This is a genomic window from Parazoarcus communis SWub3 = DSM 12120 (assembly GCF_003226565.1).
GTDB classification, from domain to species: Bacteria; Pseudomonadota; Gammaproteobacteria; order Burkholderiales; family Rhodocyclaceae; genus Parazoarcus; species Parazoarcus communis.
In genome coordinates, this window is the sequence record NZ_QKOE01000020.1 from 44785 (window position 1) to 66924 (window position 22140).

At 62.5% G+C, this 22140-nt stretch carries 21 protein-coding genes; 7 read left to right on the forward strand and 14 right to left on the reverse strand.

The features are described 5' to 3' along the window. The first annotated feature begins 54 nt into the window (after nucleotides 1-54). Nucleotides 55-1077, forward strand: coding sequence for a porin (locus tag DNK49_RS19515; RefSeq protein WP_110528638.1), 1023 nt, complete (start codon nucleotides 55-57; stop codon nucleotides 1075-1077). Between the two features lie 99 nt (nucleotides 1078-1176). On the opposite strand, the gene DNK49_RS19520 is transcribed toward DNK49_RS19515, so the two are convergent. From DNK49_RS19520 to DNK49_RS19560, 9 genes are all read right to left on the reverse strand, one after another. Then, the gene (locus DNK49_RS19520) at nucleotides 1177-1677 is read right to left on the reverse strand and encodes a TlpA family protein disulfide reductase (RefSeq protein ID WP_110528641.1); all 501 of its coding nucleotides are present in this window, start codon (nucleotides 1675-1677) and stop codon (nucleotides 1177-1179) included. A gap of 29 nt (nucleotides 1678-1706) precedes the next feature. Beyond that, complete coding sequence (locus tag DNK49_RS19525; protein ID WP_110528644.1) at nucleotides 1707-3812, reverse strand: TonB-dependent receptor plug domain-containing protein; 2106 nt, start codon at nucleotides 3810-3812, stop codon at nucleotides 1707-1709. A 249-nt stretch (nucleotides 3813-4061) separates the two neighbouring features. Next, nucleotides 4062-4922: a MurR/RpiR family transcriptional regulator gene (locus DNK49_RS19530; RefSeq protein WP_110528647.1), complete on the reverse strand. Its 861-nt coding sequence runs from the start codon at nucleotides 4920-4922 to the stop codon at nucleotides 4062-4064. A 28-nt stretch (nucleotides 4923-4950) separates the two neighbouring features. Then, complete coding sequence (locus DNK49_RS19535; protein WP_110528651.1) at nucleotides 4951-5898, reverse strand: N-carbamoyl-D-amino-acid hydrolase; 948 nt, start codon at nucleotides 5896-5898, stop codon at nucleotides 4951-4953. Next, nucleotides 5895-7223, reverse strand: coding sequence for a Zn-dependent hydrolase (locus DNK49_RS19540; protein WP_110528654.1), 1329 nt, complete (start codon nucleotides 7221-7223; stop codon nucleotides 5895-5897). Before DNK49_RS19540 ends, DNK49_RS19535 begins: the two co-directional genes overlap by 4 nt. Then, on the reverse strand, nucleotides 7220-8464 hold the full coding sequence (locus DNK49_RS19545) for a diaminopropionate ammonia-lyase (protein WP_110528657.1): 1245 nt from the start codon (nucleotides 8462-8464) through the stop codon (nucleotides 7220-7222). Before DNK49_RS19545 ends, DNK49_RS19540 begins: the two co-directional genes overlap by 4 nt. A gap of 31 nt (nucleotides 8465-8495) precedes the next feature. Further along, complete coding sequence (locus DNK49_RS19550) at nucleotides 8496-9521, reverse strand: TRAP transporter substrate-binding protein (RefSeq protein WP_110528660.1); 1026 nt, start codon at nucleotides 9519-9521, stop codon at nucleotides 8496-8498. A 17-nt stretch (nucleotides 9522-9538) separates the two neighbouring features. Next, nucleotides 9539-10825: a TRAP transporter large permease gene (locus DNK49_RS19555; RefSeq protein WP_110528663.1), complete on the reverse strand. Its 1287-nt coding sequence runs from the start codon at nucleotides 10823-10825 to the stop codon at nucleotides 9539-9541. Nucleotides 10826-10835: 10 nt separating this feature from the next. After that, nucleotides 10836-11357 carry a TRAP transporter small permease gene (locus tag DNK49_RS19560; RefSeq protein WP_165843392.1) on the reverse strand — a complete coding sequence of 174 codons (522 nt, stop codon included), beginning with the start codon at nucleotides 11355-11357 and terminating at the stop codon, nucleotides 10836-10838. 409 nt (nucleotides 11358-11766) lie between these two features. On the opposite strand from DNK49_RS19560, the gene DNK49_RS19570 reads away from it, so the two are divergent. After that, complete coding sequence (locus tag DNK49_RS19570) at nucleotides 11767-12873, forward strand: glycoside hydrolase family 5 protein (protein ID WP_110528673.1); 1107 nt, start codon at nucleotides 11767-11769, stop codon at nucleotides 12871-12873. Between the two features lie 6 nt (nucleotides 12874-12879). Here the strand turns inward: DNK49_RS19570 and gtfA are convergent, their stop codons facing one another. The 4 genes from gtfA to DNK49_RS19590 all read right to left on the reverse strand — a co-directional run bounded on the left by gtfA (nucleotide 12880) and on the right by DNK49_RS19590 (nucleotide 17302). Beyond that, nucleotides 12880-14316, reverse strand: coding sequence for a sucrose phosphorylase (gene gtfA, locus DNK49_RS19575; RefSeq protein WP_110528676.1), 1437 nt, complete (start codon nucleotides 14314-14316; stop codon nucleotides 12880-12882). Nucleotides 14317-14419: 103 nt separating this feature from the next. After that, nucleotides 14420-16207, reverse strand: coding sequence for an ABC transporter ATP-binding protein/permease (locus DNK49_RS19580; protein ID WP_243632455.1), 1788 nt, complete (start codon nucleotides 16205-16207; stop codon nucleotides 14420-14422). 222 nt (nucleotides 16208-16429) lie between these two features. Continuing rightward, nucleotides 16430-16738, reverse strand: a complete 309-nt coding sequence (locus tag DNK49_RS19585; RefSeq protein WP_110528679.1) for a DnaJ family domain-containing protein — start codon at nucleotides 16736-16738, stop codon at nucleotides 16430-16432. A 9-nt stretch (nucleotides 16739-16747) separates the two neighbouring features. Then, on the reverse strand, nucleotides 16748-17302 hold the full coding sequence (locus tag DNK49_RS19590; RefSeq protein WP_110528682.1) for a DNA-3-methyladenine glycosylase I: 555 nt from the start codon (nucleotides 17300-17302) through the stop codon (nucleotides 16748-16750). Nucleotides 17303-17464: 162 nt separating this feature from the next. Between DNK49_RS19590 and DNK49_RS19595 the strand changes: the two genes are divergently transcribed. Then, on the forward strand, nucleotides 17465-18247 hold the full coding sequence (locus tag DNK49_RS19595; RefSeq protein ID WP_306441433.1) for a DUF3025 domain-containing protein: 783 nt from the start codon (nucleotides 17465-17467) through the stop codon (nucleotides 18245-18247). 313 nt (nucleotides 18248-18560) lie between these two features. After that, nucleotides 18561-19010, forward strand: a complete 450-nt coding sequence (locus DNK49_RS19600; RefSeq protein WP_110528688.1) for a c-type cytochrome — start codon at nucleotides 18561-18563, stop codon at nucleotides 19008-19010. A gap of 74 nt (nucleotides 19011-19084) precedes the next feature. On the opposite strand, the gene pepA is transcribed toward DNK49_RS19600, so the two are convergent. After that, the gene (gene pepA, locus DNK49_RS19605; protein ID WP_110528691.1) at nucleotides 19085-19936 is read right to left on the reverse strand and encodes a flocculation-associated PEP-CTERM protein PepA; all 852 of its coding nucleotides are present in this window, start codon (nucleotides 19934-19936) and stop codon (nucleotides 19085-19087) included. 219 nt (nucleotides 19937-20155) lie between these two features. Between pepA and DNK49_RS19610 the strand changes: the two genes are divergently transcribed. From DNK49_RS19610 to DNK49_RS24460, 3 genes are all read left to right on the forward strand, one after another. Then, on the forward strand, nucleotides 20156-20449 hold the full coding sequence (locus DNK49_RS19610) for an ArsR/SmtB family transcription factor (RefSeq protein WP_110528694.1): 294 nt from the start codon (nucleotides 20156-20158) through the stop codon (nucleotides 20447-20449). 29 nt (nucleotides 20450-20478) lie between these two features. Then, on the forward strand, nucleotides 20479-21591 hold the full coding sequence (locus DNK49_RS19615) for an alkene reductase (RefSeq protein WP_110528697.1): 1113 nt from the start codon (nucleotides 20479-20481) through the stop codon (nucleotides 21589-21591). A 151-nt stretch (nucleotides 21592-21742) separates the two neighbouring features. After that, nucleotides 21743-22140, forward strand: a 398-nt coding sequence (locus DNK49_RS24460) for a hypothetical protein (RefSeq protein WP_207807051.1), incomplete at its 3' end; no start/stop codon positions are given.

The following is a 22140-nucleotide window of genomic DNA, read 5'->3' on the forward strand; positions in this document are numbered from 1 at the left end:
ACTGGTGTGGAGACACGCACCTGAATACAACGAGAGCAACACCAAGGAGGAAATATGAAAAAAACATTATGCATGACGTTGGGTGCGTTTGCTTGCAGCGGGGCCTGGGCCCAGTCCAAGGTCACCGTTTATGGCCTGATAGATGCGGGTTTTGCCTACGAACGCAACAGTCGTACGGGACAGGACGTCAAAGCTATCCAGAGCGGCATGCTTAGTTCGAGTCGGCTGGGGTTTCGCGGTGTGGAGGACCTGGGTAATGGGATCAAAGCGATTTGGGTGATAGAGGCTGGGATTCTGACGGATACCGGTCAGCCACAGCACGCCAACAACTTTTGGGGGCGGCAGAGCTACCTCGCGCTGGCGGGCGATTTTGGCAGCCTTGGCCTGGGCCGGCAGTACGCGCCGGAGGACGGCGTCAATGCCCGATTCGACCCTTTCGAGCATGGTAGCGGTGGAAATGCAGGCAATGTCATGAAAGCCATGGCGATTCGGGCGGACAATTCGGTGAAATATGTCAGCCCGAAGATAGGCGGGGTCACCGGGACACTGGTGTACGGTTTCGGTGAGGTGGCGGGCTCAACGCGCGCAGGGGTATACCTGTCTGGTGCGCTTGAGTACGGGCAGGGGCCGTTTGAGGCAGGTTTCTCGTTTGAGCGCATGCGCGACAAGGCGGATACGGTTACAGGCCGGAAGTTCCAGCTCGGCATCAGCTATGACTTTGGTCTGGTGCGGGCATATGCGATGACGCAGGCAGACCGTGATGTCGAAGCTGCGGTTCCGACCCGCGGCGCGGACTCCAATCAGTACCTGCTTGGCCTGAGTGCGCCGCTGGGTCGCAGCGGTAAACTGCTTGCGTCCTGGGTGCGGGAGGATGACAAGGATGCCGCGGATCGTGATGCCGACATGTGGGCACTAGGCTATGTGCATGCACTTTCCAAGCGGACCGATCTCTACGGCGTCTATGCGCACATGGTGACCCATAACAACCCGGCCCTCAGTCTTGGCAATGGGCAGAACGCTGCGATTGTTGCGGGTGCCGACCGTTCGGTCAATATCGGTGTTCGGCATCGGTTCTGACGGTATCTTGAGCGCCCGGTCGCCTTTTGTCTGCTTTATACAGACCAAGGGCGACCGTCTTGATAAAGGCAGGCAATCACTCGGGGCACGCAAGCCCGCTTAGCGCGCAACAGCTGCCGAGGTCGGTGTGCTGTGGGCCGAACAGTTTTGGGTTGCATGCGCCAGCCATGCGCTGTCGATCTCACCTGTGTGCTGGGCACAGAGACTACGATCCGCCGCGAGCACGACCGTGTGGGGGAGCGCGCCGTGCGGGTTGCCGAAGCGCGCGAGTACGCCCTGTGGCGTGCTCGGCGCGTATAGCGTCATGACCGAGCTGAGGGCCTGGCGGACGCCGGATGGTGCCATGGCTGTTTCGGCGGGCCGGTGCAGTGCGACGGTGATGACGCGTACCTGGCCGTGTGCCGCGTGTGTGGCAAGCAGAGGCATTTCACGCAGGCAGGGGGGGCAGTCGTAGCGCCAGAAGTTGACCACCGTAGGTTGTGGTGGCAACTCGGCAAGGCGGACGAAACGTTGTCCATCGGAGAGTTCGAAATCGAGCGCTGTTGGGGATGCCCCGGCGCCGTGTGCCGGCATGCTGCTCGCCCACAGGGCAATCAGCATGCTGCACACGGATAGGTGGCGAGCGGGTGTCACAGTGCGAACTTCACCCCAGCATAGACGAAGCGCCCCCGGTTCGGCCCCCAGATCTGGGTGACGTCCAGTGCGCCGCTGCCGTCGATCCAGAGCATGCTTTCCTTGTCGGCCTGGTTGAAATCGAACACATTGTCGATGCCGAGGAAGGCACTCCATTGCCTGTCGATCCGATATTCGCCCCGCAGGTCGGCAATCCAGTAGGCGGGGCTGGTATTCCGCTTGGGGGTGCCGTCCATGTTGTAGCGCGGGTTGTTGGCGTAATCGTAGAACTTGGCGAGGTCCATCGGCCCGGTCCAGGTGGCGCGCACCATGCCAGTCCATGGGCCGTTGTCGTAGTCCAGGCGCAGATAGACGCGGGTTTCCGGACGGGCAAAGGCGAGGGTGCCGGGCTCGGAGAAGCGGTAGTTGAAGCGTTCGGCTGCAACCGTGGTTTCCCATTGCGGCGTCAGCTTGTAGGTGATGGTGATGTCGCCTCCGGCCACTGTCACCGGCCTTCTGGCTGCGGTGAACAGGGTGATTGCGTCGCCTGTGTCCGGATCGGTGGCGCCTGAGTCGAGCAGCGCCATGTTCTTGATGCGGTTGTAGTTCAGCGAGCCCGCCCAGGCCAGTCGATCGCTGGCATAGGACAAGGTGTACGACACATTGTCGGAGACCTCTGCCTTGTCGATCTGGCGGACGATGCGCGAGGTATCCAGGATGCCGTGATCCTGCTCGAAGAACGAGGTCGGGGCGCGGAAGCCGCGTCCTGCGCCAAAACGGCTGCTGTACTCATGGTTGTGTGTCCATAGTACGTTCAGTCGTGGGCTGGTGATGCCGCCGAATACGTTATGGTTGTCGTAGCGCACCGAGGCGTTGACCTCGACGGCACCGTCGAGGAAGGCATGATAGGCCTGCAGGAACACGCCTGGGGTACGGTACTTGTAGTTGTCGATACCGTCGTTTGGTGTGCCGCTTGCATCGGTGCCGGTGCTTTCCAGGTCTTCGTAGCGGTAGTTGGTGCCGGCGGTGACCAGCGTGGCGCCGACAGGCTGCTGGGTACTGGCTTCGAAGTAATATTGGGTCTGTTCGGCTTTGTAAAGGGCTTTTTCGTAGAAGGAGTCCTGCTTGTGGTGAGCGTAGCCCACTGCCAGCCTCAGGTTGCCTTCGCCCAGTTTGTGGGTTGCGCTGGTGATGAATTGCTTGCGGTCGGTGAAGATGATTTCCGACATGCCGGCGCGGCCATCGTCATAAGGTATGACGGTGCCGCTGGAAGGGTCGATCCAGCCGCTGGGGTCGGGCGAGGCATGCTTGCCCCGGCTCCAGTCGAAAGGGTTGCCGGTGCCGTCGGTCTTGACGCGCTTGTAGTTGGAGCCCATGGCTCCGCCCATGCGCTTTTCGTCGACAATGTCGAGACGGCCCTTGAGCTTGAACCCGCCAAGGTCGTCAATGAAATAGCCAATGCCACCGATACTGCGTTTGTAACCGGAGTACTCCGAGACCTTGTTATGGTCGTCGTCGACCGTATTGTGGCGGTTGTGGTTGAAATTCGCGGTCAGCGCCCCGCCGTCAAAGGTTCTTGCGCCGAACAGTTCGGTGTTGGCATGACCGTGGCTGCCGAACTGCTGGTTGATCATCAGTTCGTTCTCGAGCGGACGGCGGGTGACGATGTTGACCGAACCAGCAAGGGCTTCCGGTGCAATCAGACTGGTTCCCGCGCCTCGCGAAATGTCGATGCGTTCGAGTCCGCCCAGGCTGACGCTATCCAGGCCGTAGGCCGTCGAGACCGAAGAGAAGATCGGGATGCCATCGATCAGCAGCGTTGTGTAGCGACCCGGCAGATTGTTCAGCACGATGTTGCGGACGTTGCAGATCGAACACTCGGTTTGCACCGAGAGGCCCGGGCGTTTGTCGATGGCCTCGGTCAGCGTGGTTGCACCGCTCTTTTCGATATCCCTGGCACTGAAGGATTCGGTGGTAATGATCTCGTCCCGGAGCATGGGCTTGCTACCGACGGAGCGACCACTGCCAACCGTGACTTCACTCAGTTCGCGGTCGGCAGCGTGGGCATTGGGCCACGACAATGCAAGGGCTAGGGCAATGGGTGTCAGACGGGCGCGCGGCATGAATCCTCCGGGAGGCGGGTTCTGGCTGGCTTGCGCGCGTGTCGCTGGCTGGCTGGGATAACAGCAGACGTAATGCGGGATGCATCACGCGAATCATTGTATTCTAATTTTCAGGATTCATGCCATATGCTTGATGCCTGCAAAGGCATCATCCGGCGAGTGTGGCATGGAGGCCCGGAGTGACGGACTGGTCGTATCGATCCTCGCTTCAAAAGCGGGCGGTCAAGGGCGGAGGACTTTTTCCCTGGACTACAGCTCCTCCAGGTCCTCGTGCCAGCGCTCGGCCATTCGCAGCCGGTTCCCCGCCTGAATTTCCGGGGCACTCGCCAGCATCGACACCAGCAGGTTCAGCACGCTCATTGCTGCCGCATAGGAGTCAAAGCGCCCCGATCCGCTGGTTTCGCACGCGATCCGCCAGGTGGCATCGACCTCCCTGGTCGGCGTGGTGGCGTCGATCAGCACCAGGACCGGCACACCGGCTTTTCTGGCGAGGCGGGCGATCTGCGCCACTACGGGTACGCGGCGGCGGAAGGCAAGGATGATCAGCATGTCGTCCGGGCCGAAGCTGGCAAGGTCTTCGCCCAGGGTCTGGCCGGCCTGGGGTAGCAGCACCACCTGATCTTTCAGCAGCACCAGTTGGCGGGCGAAATACTGCGCCAGGGCGTGGCTGTTGCGATAGCCGACGATACCGACGCGGCGGGCGCGGGCCAGGGTGGCGAGCGCGGGCTCGACTACCCCGTGGGTGAGTCGCTCGAAAGTGACGGCCAGGTTCTGCAGGTCACGACGCAGGTGCTCGCCGAAGGCCTCTTCCGCCGCCGCGGGTAGTTCTGCCGCGGCCTGGAAGTTGGGGGCACCCCAGCGCTGCGCTTCGCGTGCCTCGCGCCGGGCAGTGGCAAAGCCGTCGTAGCCCAGGCGTTGGATGAATCGGGTTACGGCGGCCTTCGAGCTGCCGGCGATCGCTGCCAGTTCGGTTGCGGAATGGGTCGCAAGCAGTGCTGGCTGCGCGGTAAGCAGTTCGGCCAGCTTGCGCTCGGAGTCCGGCAGGACCTCGGTCAGCGCCTCGATGCGTTCATCAATGGGCTTGAATCGTCTGGCAGGTTTCGGCGGCATCGGTGGTAACGGTCAGCTAAGCGGTCGGTCAGGCGGGTAGCACCGGACCTTTGGTGTCGACAATCAGGCGGTAGGTTTCGGGTTCCCGGTGCAGGCCGAAGTTGAAGACATTGTCCTTCAGCTCGCGGCAACGGTCGAGGTCGCAGCTGGCTGTGATCAGCTCGTCTTCCACAGTAGAGCACATCGCGACGATTTCACCGGTGGGGGCGATGATGCAGCTCTGCCCAAGCAGGTCGCAGCCCTCTTCCTTGCCGGCCTTGGCGATGCCGACGATCCACATGCCGTTCTGGTAGGCGCCGGCCTGCAGCACGAGGTGGTTGTGAAAGCCCTGCAGGTGATCGTGTTCCGGTACGGGCGGGTAGTGGATGGGGGTGTTGTAGCCGATGAAGGCCATCTCCACGCCTTGCAGGCCGAGCACGCGATAGGTCTCGGGCCAGCGGCGGTCGTTGCACAGCGCCATGCCGAGGATGACTTCGCACTCGCCGACGTGGGCGCGCCAGGCGCCGAAGCCGAGGTTGCCGCGCTCGAAGTAGCGCTTCTCGAGGTGCTGGAAGGCGCGCCAGGGCTCGTGCTCGCGATGGCCGGGAAGGTGCACCTTGCGATACTTGCCGATGATGACGCCCGTCTTGTCCACCAGGATGGCGGTGTTGTAGCGATGCGTGCCGTCGGCTTCCTCGGCGAGCTCGGCGTAGCCGAGGTAGAAGCCGATCCCGAGCTTCTTCGCTTCCTCGAACAGCGGCAGCGTGGCGGGGCTGGGCATCTCGCGCTCGAACCAGCTGTCGATCTCGGCCTGGTCCTCGACATACCAGCGCGGGAAGAAGGTGGTGAGTGCGAGCTCGGGAAAGGCGATGGTGTCGCAGCCGCGGGCCCTGGCCTCTCGCATCAGTTCAAGCATGCGGGCGACGACCTGAGTGCGCGATTCGTTGCGGGCGATGGGGCCGAGTTGGGCGGCGCCTACGAGCGTTTTGCGTGTCATGCGAGGGCTCCTGCCGGTGGGGTCGCGCCAGCCAGTTCGCACAGAACGGCGAGCAGCACATTGGCACCGGCTTCGATGTGTTCGGGGTGGGTGTGTTCGCGTACGTTGTGGCTGACGCCATCGACGCTGGGAACGAAAATCATCGCGGTCGGGCACACTGCGGCCAGCATCTGTGCGTCGTGGCCGGCACCGCTGGGCATGCGTCGGGTGGACAGGCCCTGTGTGCGGGCGTGGTGTTCGATGCGGTCGCACATTTGCGCAGCGAAGGGTACCGGGGCGAAGCGGGCGAGGCTGCGGGTGGCGATGTCCACCTTTTCGGCGTCGCGCAGTGCGTCCAGATGGGCGGCGAGGCGCGCTTCGGCCATCTGCAGGCGGGCTTCGTCGGTGTTGCGCAGGTCCACGGTGAGCACGGCGCGGTTGGGCACGACATTGACCAGGTTGGGAAAGAACTCGATGCGGCCGACGGTGGCGACCTGGTTACCACCCAGTTCCTGCGCCAGTTCGCGCACGAAGTGGATGATGGCCCCGGCTACCCAGCCGGCGTCGCGGCGCAGGGCCATTGGCGTGGTGCCGGCGTGGTTGGAGGTGCCGAGGATCTCGATCTCGGTCCACGAGATCCCTTGCACCGATTCGACCACGCCGATCTGCGTGCCCTCGCGGTCGAGTACCGGGCCCTGTTCCACATGCAGTTCGATGAAGGCACGCGGCGCAGCGGCTGGCACTGGCGCGGGGCCGGCGTAAGCGATGCGCTGCAGTTCTTCGCCCACCGTGGTGCCGTCGATGCCGCGCGTGGCGAGCGCTTCACCCAATGGCAGGGCACCGGTGTAGACCAGGCTGCCCATCATGTCGGGGGCGAAGCGGGCACCTTCTTCGTTGGTGAAGAAGGCTACCGCGAGCGGGTGCTCGGTGACGATGCCGGCATCGTTGAGGGTGGCAATGACTTCCAGCCCGGCGAGCACGCCGTAGTTACCATCAAAGCGGCCGCCGGTGCGCACGGTGTCGATGTGAGAGCCGGTCATCACCGCCGCGCCGGACTGACGTCCGGCACGTACGCCGACGACATTGCCGATGGCATCCACCGTCACCGCCAGGCCAAGCTCACGCATCCAGTCGCAGACCTGATCGCGGCCGGCGCGGTCGGCATCGGTCAGTGCGAGCCGGGCGCAGCCACCTCCGTCGATGGCGCCGATCTCCGCAAGTTGGGCGATACGCTGCTGCAGGCGGGCACCATTGATGCGCAGAGCAGTATTCCGCGAAGTCTCTGCTTCACGCTCCCCGGGGGGCGTGAGCGCAGCCCTTTTTCTGGGGGGGGCGGAAGCACTCATGGTGTGGCGCCCTCGACGGCTTCGGCGTGACGCCCGACCAGTTGTTCGTACAGCATCGGGTCGGTGGCGCCTTCGCTGCCGAACAACAGCACCCGGCTGTCTGCGCCCAGTCCGAGCGTGGCTGCGGTCTCGGGGCGGACAGCCGCCATCAACATGCCGGCGAGTCCGGCCACCGCGGATTCACCGGCGGCAATCGGGGTGTCGCCATAGGGTGCGTCCGCCAGCAGACGCATGCAGGCCACCGCGGCGGCATCGGGAATGGTCAGGAAGTCCGATGTGCCGGCTTCGAGCACTTCCCACGCGATCAGCGAGACTTCGCCGCAGGCCAGACCTGCCATCAGGGTGTCGAGATCGCCGTGCACGGCAGTAGGGGTGCCTGCCAGGGCCGAGGCATACAGGCAGGCTGCCTTGTCGGGTTCGACAACGACAAAGCGCCCGCGCCCATCACCCAGGCGCTCCCAGAGATGTGCGCACACCGCGGCGGCAAGCCCGCCGACACCCCCCTGGATGAACACATGGGTGGGCGGCGTGGCTTCAGGCCATTGGCGCAAGGCCTCTTCGACCATTACCGAATAACCCTGCATCACGTCGCGCGGCACGTCGGTGTAGCCGGGGTAGGAGGTGTCGGAGACGATGAACCAGCCGTTCTCCCTGGCTGCGAGGTCGGCAGCACGTACTGCATTGTCATAGTTTCCGGGGCTGCGCACCACCTCGGCACCGTAGCGGGCAATGGCGGCGCGGCGGCCTTCGGATACGGTGGCGTGGATGTAGATGACGCACTTGCAGCCGAAGAGCTGCGCACCCCAGGCCACCGAACGTCCGTGGTTGCCGTCGGTGGCGCAGGTGACGGTGATGTCGGCGACCACGTCCTTGAACCGGCCTTCGAGTAGTTCGCGGCTGCTGGCCTGGTGGCCGCTGCGGCGCAGGATCTCCTTCTTCAGCAAACGCAGCACTGCATAGGCGCCGCCCAAGGCCTTGAAACTGCCGAGACCGAAGCGGTCGGCCTCGTGCTTGTAATGGATGGTGGCCACGCCAGCGGCTTGTGCCAGTCCGGGCAGGGCGACCAGCGGCGTGGGCGCGTAGCCGGGCCAGTCGGTGATTTCGGTGATGGCCTCGGCGTGGGCGGCGAGGCTGAGGATGGGCTTGAGGGTGTCCGGGTAGGGACCGCTGGCCGGCCGGCCGGCGCAGTGCGCCAGCGGCAGGACGGCCAGTTCGCCCAGGAGCGAGGTGGCGTTGAGCATAGGTGTTTCCGTTGTGACTTTGGCCCGGTGCTTACTTGAGCGTTTCGTTGACGGCATCCTGCAGCGCGCCAAGCATGTCCTCGCCTTCCTTGCCGAAGGTGTCGACGATGTAGGACTTGACCGCAGGCTGGGCTGCGTTGCGGAAGGCCGCTTTCTCGGCCGGGGTCAGGGTGGTGACGGTCATGCTCTTGGCCAGCGTCGGCAAGCCCTTGGCGGAGGCTTCGATGATGCGGCTGATGCCACGGTTGGCAACGATGGCGCTCTTGGCTGCGTTGCGCACCACCACTTGTTCTTCCGCCGTCAGGCTGTCGAAGAACTTGCGGTTGATGACCCACACATAGGGTGCGAACAGGTGGTCGGTCAGCGTGATGTGCTTCTGTACCTCGTTGAACTTGGCCATGGTGATGATCGGGATCGGGTTCATCTGGCCGTCGGCAACGCCGGTCTGCAAGGCGGTGTAGACCTCGGCCCAGGCGATGGCCGCGGGTTGCCCGCCCAGGCTCGAGATCACGCGCTTGTGCGATTCCAGCGTCTGGGTGCGGATCTTCAGGCCTTTCATGTCATCCGGGGTCTTGATCGCCTTCTTCGAGTTGGTGATGGCGAAGAAGCCACCCGAGTCGCCGAAGCCGAGTACTTCCATGCCGGTCTTCTTCTCGATGTCGGCGCCCAGTTTCTTGCCAAAGGGGCCGTCGAGCACCGTGTAGGTAGCGGAAATGTCAGGGAAGACGAAGGGCACGTCGAGCACGCCGATCATCGGATAGGCACTGGCAAATCCGCCCACCGAGAACACGCCCGACTGGATCAGCCCGGCCTTGACCTGGCCGAGCACCTCGTTGTCCTTGCCAAGCTGGCCGTTGGGGAAGGTCTGTACGGTGACTGAGCCACCCGTGCCGGATTCGACCAGGTTCTTGAATACCGTGACCATGGCGCCGGTGGTGCTCTCGAAGGGGTCGTCCACGTTCAGGTGATGCAGCTTGATGACTTTCTGTGCGTGGGCGGGGGCAACCGCAAAAGCGAGGGCAATGGCAGCAGAGGTGAGCAGGGTCTTCAGTTTCATGGTGGCGGGCTCCGGGTTTAGTTGATGTAACCGAACAGGCGAGGGACGAACAGGGTGAGGTCGGACCAGTAGGCAATCAGGATCAGGATCGCGACCTCGGCGATGAGGAAGGGAGTGAGCGCGCGGGCGATGCGCTCGAGCTTCTCCCCGGTGACCGAGCACAGCACGAACAGGCAGGCGCCCACCGGTGGGGTCATCAAGGAGAGATTGAGCGCCAGGATGATCATGATGCCGGCGTGTACCGGCTCGATACCGACGGCCAGCGTCAGTGGGCCAAGCACCGGGGCGAGGATGATCAGCGCCGCGGTGATGTCGAGGAACATGCCGACGATCAGCAGCAGCGCCAGGATCATGCCGATCACACCGGCCTTGCTGTCGGTGATCGACAGCATGGCTTGCGCGATCATCTGCGGAATCTGGTGAAAGGTCAGCCACCACGACAGGATGGACGCCGCGGCAATGATCAGAAACACGGCCCCTGTAATGCGGGCAGTGCGGATCAGCATGACCACGACCTGGTTCAGGGTCAGCGTGCGATAGACGGCAAAGCCGACGAACAGGGCGTAGGCGACCGCGATCGATGCCGCTTCGGTTGGCGTCACGATTCCAGCCAGAATACCGCCGAGGATGATGGCGGGCATGGTCAGGCCGATCAGGCTGTCCTTGAAACTGGCCAGGATGTTGCCCAGGCTGGGGCGGCCTTCGCCTTTTGGCAGGCCGAGCTTCTTGCCCAGTGCGCCGATCACTGCCATGCAGATTGCGCAGATCAACAGTCCCGGCACGATGCCGGCAGCAAACAGGCCGGCGATCGAGACCCCCATCAGCGAGCCGTAGATCACCATCAGGTTGGACGGTGGGATGGTGGGGCCGATGATGGAGCCTGCCGCGGTCACCGCACAGGCGAAGGGCTTGCTGTAGCCCTGCTTGACCATTGCGGGTACCAGCGTATTGCCCATTGCTGCGGCATCCGACACCGCAGCCCCGGTCATGCCGGCGAACAGTACCGACGCCACCATGTTGGCATGGGCCAGGCCGCCGCGCAGATAACCGACCAGCGACATTGCAAAGGCGATCAGACGCTGGGTGATGCCGGAAGCGTTCATCAACTCACCCGCGAGGATGAAGAAGGGCATGGCCATGAAGGTGAACATGTCCAGGCCCTCGAAGTAGCGCTTGGGGGCCATTGCCAGGAAGGAGGGGTCTCCAAGCTGGAGCAGGCCGATTGCGCCCGATACCCCCAGGACCACCCCGATCGGCATGCCGAGCAGCATCAGTCCGAAAAATGCGATTGCGACCATCCACATGGTTGGGGCCTCAGTAGGGTGCCGCTGCGACTTCGGTACGCGGCAGCTCGGAAAGGTCGGTGATGAGGCGCACGCCAAACTGAAAGGCGGCAAGTGCGGACGATACGGGTACGGCGGCGAACGGCAGCGCCATGGACAGCCCGAACAGGGTCGAGAACTGGGTGCGACCCTCGACCGTCATGTCGATTCCGTAGAGGCACATGAACACGAAGAACAGGACCGTCGCACCATCAATGACGAGCTTGAGCAGTCTGCGTGGCGCGGGCGGCAAGCGCGAGGGCAGCAGGTCGAGGCCGACATGCTCCCGCCACCACGCGGCACAGGATACGGCCAGCAAGGCAGCCCAGATCATCAGGTAGCGGGCAAGCTCTTCGGTCCAGCTGAAACCGGATTCGGTCAGATAGCGCCCGCTCACTCCCAGCCACACAACCAGGATCATGGCGGCGATCAACGCAGCGCATGACCATTCGACGACGCGGTTGACCGCTCGGCCAATGTGTTCGATGCGCAGTGCGACTGCGGTCAAGGCCATTGGGTGCTCCTGCATGGATGAGTGGTGAAAGGATGTGCATTTCTGCCCGCTTGATTGCAATTTAAAACATAAATTTCAGAAACACAACTCTGAAATTTATGTTTCTATTTCGGTGCATCCGTATGCTGTGCCGCACCAATGAGGGGCGGAGCAGATGATTGAATTAATTGAAGATCCTGGCTTTTCCGAGATTTCTTGAGTGAGGTGCACTGAATTTGGGCAGGAAAATCCAGAGGGCGTTGCCGGGTATCACGATGTGGTCTTGCGTGACGATGCACGACACATCGACATTTTTGCTGCGGCGATACCCCGTCCGGGTCGCACAGGCGTAATCTATCGTTGTGGTGGCGTCGTGTGCGATGGCCCTGCGCATGGTGCCTGACGACAATCCTTGCGGGAGGGCGAGGCGATGGCTGCGGCTCCGAACAAATTGCGTGGCGTGAACCTGGGCAGCTGGTTGCTGCTGGAAAAATGGATGGTGCCGAGCCTGTTCGAGGGGCTCGAGGCCACGGACGAAACCACCTGGTGTGCGGAGCTGGGACCGGCAGCGGCCGACAAGCTGCGTGCGCACTGGAACCGTTTCGTCACCTACGAAGACTTTGCCTGGATTGCCGAGCGTGGGCTCAACGCGGTGCGGATTCCGGTGGGACACTGGATCTTCGGGCCGGACTATCCCTATCACCCCAAATACGGCAGCAATCCTCACCCCTTCGTCACCGGTGGCATCGATGTGCTCGATAAGGCGATGGACTGGGCAGCACGCCTGGGTCTGAAGGTGATGCTCGACCTGCATGCCGCACCCGGCTGTCAGAATGGCTTCGACAATGGGGGTATCAAGGACGTGGTCGAGTGGCACACCCGGCCGGAATACCTTGAACACTCGCTGGTGGTGCTGGAGCGTCTGGCCGAGCGCTATCGTGCGCATCCGGCTCTGTACGCGATCGAGGTGCTCAATGAGCCGCGCTGGGATGTGCCGACCGAATACCTCAAGCGCTACTACCTCGCGGCCTACGACCGCATCCGCAAGCACTGCCCGGCGGAGCGGGTCGCAGTAGTGTTCCACGATGGTTTCCGTTCCTACCGCGAGTTTCTCGGCTTCATGCAGGCACCGGCCTGGCAGAACGTGATCTTCGACTATCACCGCTACCAGTGCTTTGATCGTCGCGACATCGACAGCGACATCTATCAACACATGCACAAGGCCAGTGGCGAATGGCGTGACGAGGCGGATTCGATCAATGCCGCACTGGGCCTGCCCGCGGTATGCGGGGAATGGAGCCTGGGGCTGGATCTGAAGGTGGTGTCGCTGTGGGCCGAAGGGCCATACAACCATGCCCTGGAACATATGGATGCGTTCCAGGAGCATGTTGCCTACCGGGGCTATGCCGCAGCGCAATTGCTGAGTTTCGAAAAGCTGTACGGCTGGTTCTTCTGGAGCTACAAGACCGAGACCACGCCGGCCTGGTGCTTCCGTGAGTCGGTGGAACGGGGATGGCTGCCGGCACGCTACGCCTGACCTGTGCTATGCCCGGAAGCGCTCTTCGCGGCCTTCTTCGGTGTGAGTGATCGTGACGGTGCGGAAGTTGAGGTCGACGAATAGATGACAGGCGTGTTCGCCCTTGCGCCATCCCATCGACAGGCTGGAGTCGTTCGATGAGTGCAGTTCGAAGCCGCCGCCGAAGGCCGGATGGCTGTGTCGTAGCCGCATCAGCGTCAGCAGGCGGCGCACCACAGGTTGTTCGAGTGCGGCGGCGGCTTCATCCAGCGTGTAGTAGTGGCGATTGATGTCGCGGGCTTCACCGGTCTGCGCCATCAGCGCTGTATCGTTCTGCCCGGCCAGCAGGCCGACATAGTAGATCTGTGGAATGCCGGGAGCGAACAGCTGGATGGCCCGCGCAGCGATGTAGGCGTCGTCATTGCACTGCAGGGCTTCATAAAAGGTGCAGGTCAGCTGATAGATGGCACCGACGCTATGGGTGTTCGCGGCTGAACGGCGCAGGATGGGGTCGGCACTGCGGCTGGAAACATTCTGGATGATGGCTTCGATGTGATAGCGCGGCAGGATGTCCTCCACATCGGGAATGCAGATGCCGTCGTGGGTATCGAGGACAGTGACCTGTTGTTGCGGACACATGCGCAGCCACGCCTTCAGGTAGTGGCTGTTGGCGTCGAGCAGGGTATAGAGCATCAGCGGCGGCAGGGCGAAGCCGTAGGCCCACATGCCACGGCGGGCGATTGCATGCTGGTAGCTGTGATGGTCGTGCACCTCCGGCAGGATCTCCAGGCTGCAGCGCGAGGCGGTGTCCCGAAACCATTCGAGGATGTTCCACACTTCCGGTTCAACCAGGAAGCAACTGCTGCCAATCTTCTTCGTGGTGTAGCCGAAAGCGTCCAGGCGCAACATCCGGATACCATGGCCTGCGAGGGCGACCATGGTGTCGGCCATCATCGCGAAGGTGGCGGGGGAGGTGTAATCGAGATCGATCTGGTGCTCGGTGAAGGTGCACCACACGCGGCCCCGGCTGCCGTCGGCAAAGACGATGTCGCGAAAGGGTTCCTTTTCCTTGCGGATATGGATGCGGGCAAGGTCGTCGGGACTGATCTCACCCAAAGCGTCGACATCGACAAACAAGGCGGCGTGGGGCGAGGCCTTGCCGTTCTGCAGATAATCGAGAAACTCGGGCGACTGGTCGGACACGTGGTTGAGTACCAGGTCCAGGCAGAGGTCGTAACGGGTGGCAAGTGCTTCGATGTCCTGCCAGCTGCCATACGCCGGATCGATCTCGCGATGGGTCAGCGGTGAGAAGCCCCCGTCGGCATTGGACGGAAACGGCGGCAATATGTGTAATCCACCAATCGCATCCCGTAGATGATCGTTGACGAAGGTAGTGAGGTCGGCCAGATTGCGACCGATCCGGTCGGGGTAGGCGATAAGCTGGATCTGATTGTGGAGTGGCATCTGCGGTCATCCTTCCCTGGCGCTTGCGGCGGCTTTTTGCCCCGCGTCCTGGGTGTAGTACCGTATTTGGCCAAATGGTTCGCGCAGGGAGTGGATCAATACCTCAGCGGGAGGCTGTCGGAAGGCTGAGAACGAGCTTGCGGTGATAGAAATGATCCATGCCGTTATGCCGACTGATGTTCAGCAGCGTGGCGCTGGGCAACTCGTGGTGCAGCAGTTCGATGGTGTCTGCCTCGTCCTTGGTGTCGAAGGCGTCAGTGGCTTCTTCGATGAACACCCAGCCGGGCTGCTGCAGGAACAGGCGGGCGATGCCCAGGCGTTGCTGGGCACGCAGGGGCAAGGCGCGTGTCCAGTCCTCATTGTCGTCCAGCCGCGGCTGCAGCCAGGCAATGCCGGCGCACTCCAGTGCGCGGTGCAGGCAGGCGGTGGTGTAGGCTGCGTCATCGTCCGGATAGCTGAGTACCGCCCGCAGGCTGCCGGCGGGCAGATAGGGGCGCTGCGGGATGAACATCACGTCGCGGCCGGCAGGCAGGAACACTTCGCCTCGCCCCCAGGGCCAGAGTCCGGCGGCGGCCTTGAACAGCGCCACCGTCACTGCCGGATCGCCGGTGATCAGGATACGCTCGCCGTGGCGCACATGCAGGTTGAAGTCGTCCAGCAGCACCTGACCGCTGGGCGAGGTGAGCTGCAAATTGCGGATTTCCAGCTCGGGCCGCGTCGAGTGGTGGAGTTCGATGCGTCTTTCGCCGTGATCGTCCTCGCGGTCTTCACGATCGAGGATCTTCATGTCCTCGTGCAGGCTGATGATGCGGTCGATGGAGGCGCGGCAGCGGGCAATCTCGCCCAGATTGTCGATCGGCCAGGACAGTGCCGAAGTCAGGCGCTGGAAGGCCTGTGCCGCCTGCATCAGCAGGCCCAGGCTCATGATGCCGGCGATGTACTGAGGGGCCGCGATCAGGATCGGAAACACCGGCAGCAGGGTGCCATAGCCGGTCGAAAAGGACACGATGCCCAGATAGGCGATGGTCTGTCGGTTCCAGCCGTGGCCGACATCGGCGAACAGGCGGTCGGCCTGACGGCGCTCGTGGGGCTCGCCGTGAAGCAGCGCGATGGCCTCGGCATGCTCGCGGTTGCGCGCCAGGCCAAAGCGCAGATTGGCCTCTACCGTCTGCAGCCAGTTGGTGGTACGGATCAAGGGGCGCCCCAGCATCAGTCCGAGGACGGAACCCACGCCTGCGTACAGGAAGGCCATCAACACCAGGTAGCCAGGAACCGCGATGGAAGTGCCGGGTAGCGGCGCACTGCCCGACACGCTGAGCAGGATGTCGATGAAGCTGCCCATGACCAACAGCGAAAACAGCAGCGAGTGCGCCAGCCCGACAGCGGCCTCGGTGGCGATGCGGATGTCTTCGGCAATGCGCCCGTCGGGGTTGTCGTGCTCACCGGCGAACAGTTGCAGGCGGTAGTGGTGAGCACGGGTCATCCACTGGTCCAGCAGCAACTCGGTCATCCAGCGTCGCCAGTCCAGTTGCAACCAGCGTTTGATATGCAGGTGCAGCGCGGTGACGCCCATGGTGAGGGCAAAGATCAGTATGAAGATCAGGATCAGGTGAGTCAGTTCGGCCATCGAGCGGGCCTCGAGGGCGTCGAACAGGTCGCGATGCCAGTAGCTGACCCAGATCGCGAGCAGCACCTGTGCCACCGTCAGCGCCACCAGCATCACGACCGCGCCGCGCACCGCCCACTTGTTGCCATCGTTCCAGTAGTCGAGCGCCATCCGCGCAAACTTGCGTCCGGCGTGACGGGACGGCTGCGTGGAGGAGGGTGCAGGCGCCGACGGCATGATGTTCAGGCCAGGGTTGTGTCGAACAATGCGCAGGAGGGCATGCAAGGGGGCGAGTCGGCCACCCGCTGAGCGCCGCTCGCGGTCGAGCAGGCACCCGCCTGATACCAGGGCGAAGGAGAGGTCGCTGCTGCCAGAAGGGTCATGTGATTCTCTCTGTTATTGTTCGCGACCGCACTGTGGCATTCAGGTTAACGCAAGCGCTGGCGTTTGCCGTGATCTGTTTGGGGTTTTCGTCGAGGAATTTGTTCCGGATCAAATACGGCAGCGTCAGTTGCGTGGCGTTTGGGCAAGCTGCAGTAGTAGATGATTGCGTCGCTGCATCAGTCTGTCGCGTTGCGTACCGGCCGGCAGGGCAGCCAGTTCGGCGCTCAGGGTGGCAAGTTCCCGACGCATACCGACTTCGGCTGGCGCGAAGCCAGCGTTCTTCAGTATCCGGTTCATCATCCGGGTGTCGGGCGACAACAAGGGATCGTCATCGAACATCAGGGGGCGGCCTGCGCCCGGAAGGTGCTCGAACTCGCCGCGGCGGAAGGCCTCGGCGATGCGCTGCTCGGCCAGGATGTCGAAGAGGTTCATGACACGGTCTCAGTCACCGGTACGCCGGAAGCAGCCTGGTTCGTGGTCGTCCACAATGCCGACCGCCTGCATCCAGGCATAGACGATGACCGGGCCGACGAACTTGAAGCCACGTTTTTTCAGGGCCTTCGACATCTGCAAGGACAGCGGGGACTGGGTTTGAATTGGTCCCAGGTTGACGATGGGTTGGCCGCCAACCTGGCCCCAGACCCAGGTGGAGAAGTCTTCGCCCGCCGCCTGCATCGCAAGGTATGCCCGTGCATTGCCAATGGTGGCCTCGATCTTGGCGCGGGCGCGGACGATGCCTGCATCCTGCATCAGACGGTCGACATCGGTGTGGTCGAAACGGGCAACCCGTTCAGGGTCGAAGCCGGCAAAGGCCGTACGGAAGGCATCGCGCTTGTACAGGATGGTGCGCCATGACAAGCCGGCCTGAAAGCCGTCGAGCATCAGTTTTTCCCACAGCGCCCGACTGTCGTATTCCGGTACGCCCCATTCGTCGTCGTGATAGGCGCTCATCAGGGGGTCGCCATTGGCCCAGCGGCAGCGGTGGTGTTCGGACATCTTGACCTCCGGGGATGTGGTGTCGTCGTGTTGTGGATGCTTCCGGGCTGATATTCTGACAGGGCTGGTGGCCGACTGCAGCCACACGCCTGTCCTTGTCGTTTTCTTTCTGTACGCATGAGTGCACTCCCGACTGCTCCAGCCGCCTATCGACACCGCATCTTGTTCAGCCCGATCGCGCGCTTTCTTGCTGCAGCGCCGCAGCCCGGCGTGCCTGACATCGCAGCACTCAATGCCATGCGTGAACAGTGGGTGCCGGGTCTGCAGAGCGGGAGCGGTGCTCCCCTGTGTTTTGTCCGGCCACCGAAGGGACTGGATGGCTACGAGTCGCACATCCATGCCACGGGCGAGGTGCCGACGCGCGCCGACGACTGGCATGATTACTTCAACGCACTCGCCTGGCTGGCCTGGCCGCGCAGCAAGCAGGCCCTGAATCGCCTGCATGTCGATATCCTGCAGCAAAGACAGACTGCCGGCCTGTCCGGGCGCGGTTCGCAGCGCGATGCGATGACTCAGTTTGACGAATGTGGTGTGGTAGTGGTCACGGCAGATGCCGATCTGGCCGCCGGGCTTGCCGCACATGAATGGATGGGGGTGTTCTGGGCTGCTCGCCAGCGCTTGATAGCGCGCAGTCAGTTCATGGTTTTCGGCCACGCAAGCTGGGACCTGCTGCGCGATCCTTTTCCTGGCTTGTGCGCGAAGGCATGCTATCGCGTGGTTGATGAGTCATGGCTGGCACTGGATCATGCTGCCCGGCTGGCCGATACGGATGCCTGGCTGGCGGATCACCTGAGGGCTCACGCGAATGCACTATCGCCGGCCAGTTGGCGTCCCTTGCCTTTGCTTGGCATCCCCGGGGTGACATCGGACAACGAGCAGCAGGCCTACTACCTGGATACGAAGCAGTTTCGCCCTCGCCGCTTGCCGGCAACACGCCCTTGCTGATGCAGGGCTGCGCGGACGTAGGGTGGGGGGCTGTCTTGATGCAGGGCCGGGTCGTGCTGCCTTAATACGCCGGCCCTCACCCCCGTGCCCTGAGCGGAGTCGAAGGGTTGTGGGCGTCGGCAGGCTTGGATCCAACGGGCGCACTCCATTCAGGGGCCCGGTCGATAATCAGGCGTGTGTTCTTGAACACGTTCTTTCCGGGAGTCTTGTCGGGAACCTTGTGTGTCGGGAACAACCTATACACTGCCATGCGGTTCTTCCTTGTCCGGATGAACCGTCACTCCTGCAACCCTCACCTGCGAAACTCACTGAAATGACCCGACTGATGCTTGTTTCCTCGCTGTCCATTCTTGCCCTGGCTGCCTGCAGTCAGGTGGTGGAGGACACTCGACCCGGCCAACCGGTCAAGCAGCGCCAGGAGGCGTTCAAGGCGATGCTGCGAAGCTTCGAGCCCATGGGCACGATGCTGCGGACCAATCAGTATCAACCCGACGCGTTCTCTCAACTGGCCAGTGAGTTGATCAGTCGGCGCGATGCGCCCTGGGAGCACTTTGGGCCGGATACCTTGTACCCGCCGTCAAAAGCAAAAGCTGCGGTCTGGGACCGCGCAGAGGCGTTTGAGCGCGAAAGGCAGGATTTCTTCGAGCGGACGGATGCGTTGGCGGCAGCGGCGCAAACACGCGATCAGGCACAGGTGCAGACGGCGTACGCCAAGGTGTACGACAGCTGCAAGTCCTGCCATGACGATTTCAAGACCAAGTAGGCAGCATGCAGGCATCACCCGAAACCTTGTGCTGAACAGCGCTGCGGGTGATGCCGGATCGATTCCTGATGTTCTCAGTTGCCGGTTTGCAGTGCTGCATGTTCCCTGCGCCGGCGCCGTGCCACCCAGCCAAGCAGCGCAAGTCCACCAAGCGTCATGTGCACGGCCAGCGGTTCGGGCACCGGCTGCATCAGCACAAAGCCGCCATCCTGAACGGTGAAGCTCAGGGGGGAGTTTGCAAAGGGCGTGCCGTCGCAGCCTGCGCCGGAAAACCCTGACAGTTCGCAGACGATCTCCGAGACGAACAGTTCGTCAGGGTTGCTGAGCTGATTGAAAATGCCCAATTGCAGCTTCGTGCCTGTGGTAAGGCTGAGGTCCTTGCCTGTCGAGTCGAAGAGGTAGCCTGGGGCCAGTCCGCCAGGGGTGATCACGGTCGTGACCGAGACCAGACCGGAAATCGGGTCCAGACCGCCCGCGGTCACCGCCAGGGTGGCGAATGCTGTTCCGTTGTTGGCGCCGTAGATTCCGGCAGCAGTGCCGAAATCATGGACTGGATCAGAGTACAGGGTCACGAGACCGGTACTGAAGTTCAGGCTGTAGGGGTCCAGAAAGCTGCCGGTACCACTGACCTGATACACCACGGTCAGGTCGCTTCCCCCGAAGGGCGTTTCTCCGTCGGCCTGAACCGCCTGATAAGCGCCGTGTTCGATGAAGGTGAAGCGTGTCGGATCGGTAAAGTCGGGAATGATCTGGACAAAGCCCCCGCCGGCAATGTTGAGTTGTGTGATCGGGGTTGCAGCACTGGCCCCGGTGCCAGATGTGTTGATCTGCCATTCGGACGCAGCCTGCGCGGCCGGTGCCGTCATTGCGATGCCGACCGCAAGTCCAAGTGACGTCCACTTACTCATCCATTTTTGCTGTGCCATGGCTGCTCTCCTTGAAAGGTTCGTCCGTATTGCCAAAGGCGAAGATTATTCCCATGTGATAAACAATGCAATATGAATAGCATCTCGGTGACTCAAATAATCGAAAACGCATATCTGGATAAAGCGATTGATATTTCGTTAAATTTAGATATATAGTTCGAGTTCTGGCGATGAACACCTTTGGACATCGCTCCGTACCCCCTGCACGACAGGCTTGCCATGGATCTGGATGAGGTCATCAAGGCGTTGGGCCACCCGGTCCGGCGCGAAATACTGCAGTGGCTCAAAGAGCCGGAAAAGCACTTTGCTGACCAGGCACACCCGCTTGAGGTCGGTGTCTGTGCCGGTATGTTTGCCCGCTGCGGCTTGTCGCAATCGACCGTCTCCACTCATCTTGCGGTGTTGCAGCGTGCAGGTCTGGTGAGCACCCGGCGTATCGGCCAATGGGTGTTCTACAAACGCAACGACGACACCATCGCCGCGTTCCTGCGCCAGATTGGCCAGGAACTCTGATGCCTCCACGACCCTTACGGAGAAACTGCATGACTACACTGTTCGATCCGATCACTGCGGGCGACCTGACACTGAGCAACCGCATCGCGATGGCGCCGCTGACCCGCAACCGTGCGCCTGGCGCGATTCCCGCCGAGATCACCGCACGCTACTACGCTCAGCGCGCCAGCGCGGGTCTGCTGATCACCGAAGCGACCGCGATCAGCCATCAGGGTCAGGGGTACGCGCACGTACCAGGCTTGTATGCGCCCGAGCAGCTTGCCGGCTGGAAGCGGGTGACGGAGGCGGTACATGCAGCGGGCGGCAAGATCGTGGTGCAGTTGTGGCACGTTGGTCGTGTTTCCCATACTTCACTGCAACCTGGCGGTGGCGCGCCGGTGGCGCCATCGGCGATTGCTGCCAGGACCAAGACGTATGTGATCAATCCGGATGGTAGCGGGGGCTTCGTGCCCACGTCCGAGCCGCGCGCCCTCGCGCTTGGCGAGATTCCCGGCATTGTCGAGGATTACCGCCGTGCGGCCCGGGCTGCCATTGAAGCCGGTTTTGATGGCGTCGAAGTGCATGCGGCCAATGGCTATCTGATTGACCAGTTCCTGCGTTCAAGCAGCAATCTGCGTACCGATGCCTATGGTGGCAGCATCGAGAATCGTGCCCGCCTGCTGGTCGAGGTCATGGAGGCAATCACGGCCGAGATCGGTGCCGGGCGCACGGGTGTCCGCATTTCGCCGGTCACGCCGGCCAATGACGTTGCCGACGCGGAGCCGCAGGCATTGTTCAACCACGTGGTGCAGCAACTGGCACGCTGGCCGCTGGCCTATCTTCATGTCATCGAAGGTGCGACGGGTGGTGCCCGCGACTTCCAGCAAGGCGATGCGCCGTTCGACTACGCCACGCTTCGGGCGGTCTACGCAGCTGCGGGGGGCAATGCAGCATGGATGGTCAACAATGGCTACGACCGGGTTCTGGCCGAAGCGGCTGTTGCCGAAGGCCGTGCCGACATCGTTGCCTTTGGCAAGGCCTTCATCTCCAACCCCGATCTGGTACGTCGCCTGCGTGAGAAGGCCGAACTCAACCCCTTCGATACCCATACGTTTTATGGCGGTGGAGAGAAGGGGTACATCGATTACCCGGTATTAGGGTAAAGCGAGGGCAGAGAGTATGGCGTGGTGATACATGGTCAGCAGCCCAGCTTGTCGTGACTACGTATGCGCGATTCACTGACGATGAACCATTTGCCATAGAACTCCCGTAAGTTTTCAATGTAACAGCCGGAAATAGAGGACGCACCACGGTTTGGGTAAACGACCTGACCGTGGTGCGCCTGACTACACCGCCAGCGGGACGGTGGTCACCATCACCTACAACGCGGCCAACATGTACGTACCGCAAACGATGGTGGCTGACGCGGGCACGGGCAAGCTCAACCTGAGCATCGCCTTCACCTACGACGCAGCGGGCAACCGCACCCGTCTGACCTGGCCCGAGACCAGCTTCTACGTCACCACCACCTACGACGCGCTCAACCGTCCGAGCGCGATCAAGGAACTGGGCACGACCAACCTGGCACCTACGCCTACGACGACCTCTCCCGTCGCACCACGGTCACGCTGGGCAACGGCACCACCACCAGCTACGGCTACAGCCCCCAGGGCGCGCTCGCCAGCCTCAGCCACAACCTCGCCGGCACCGCG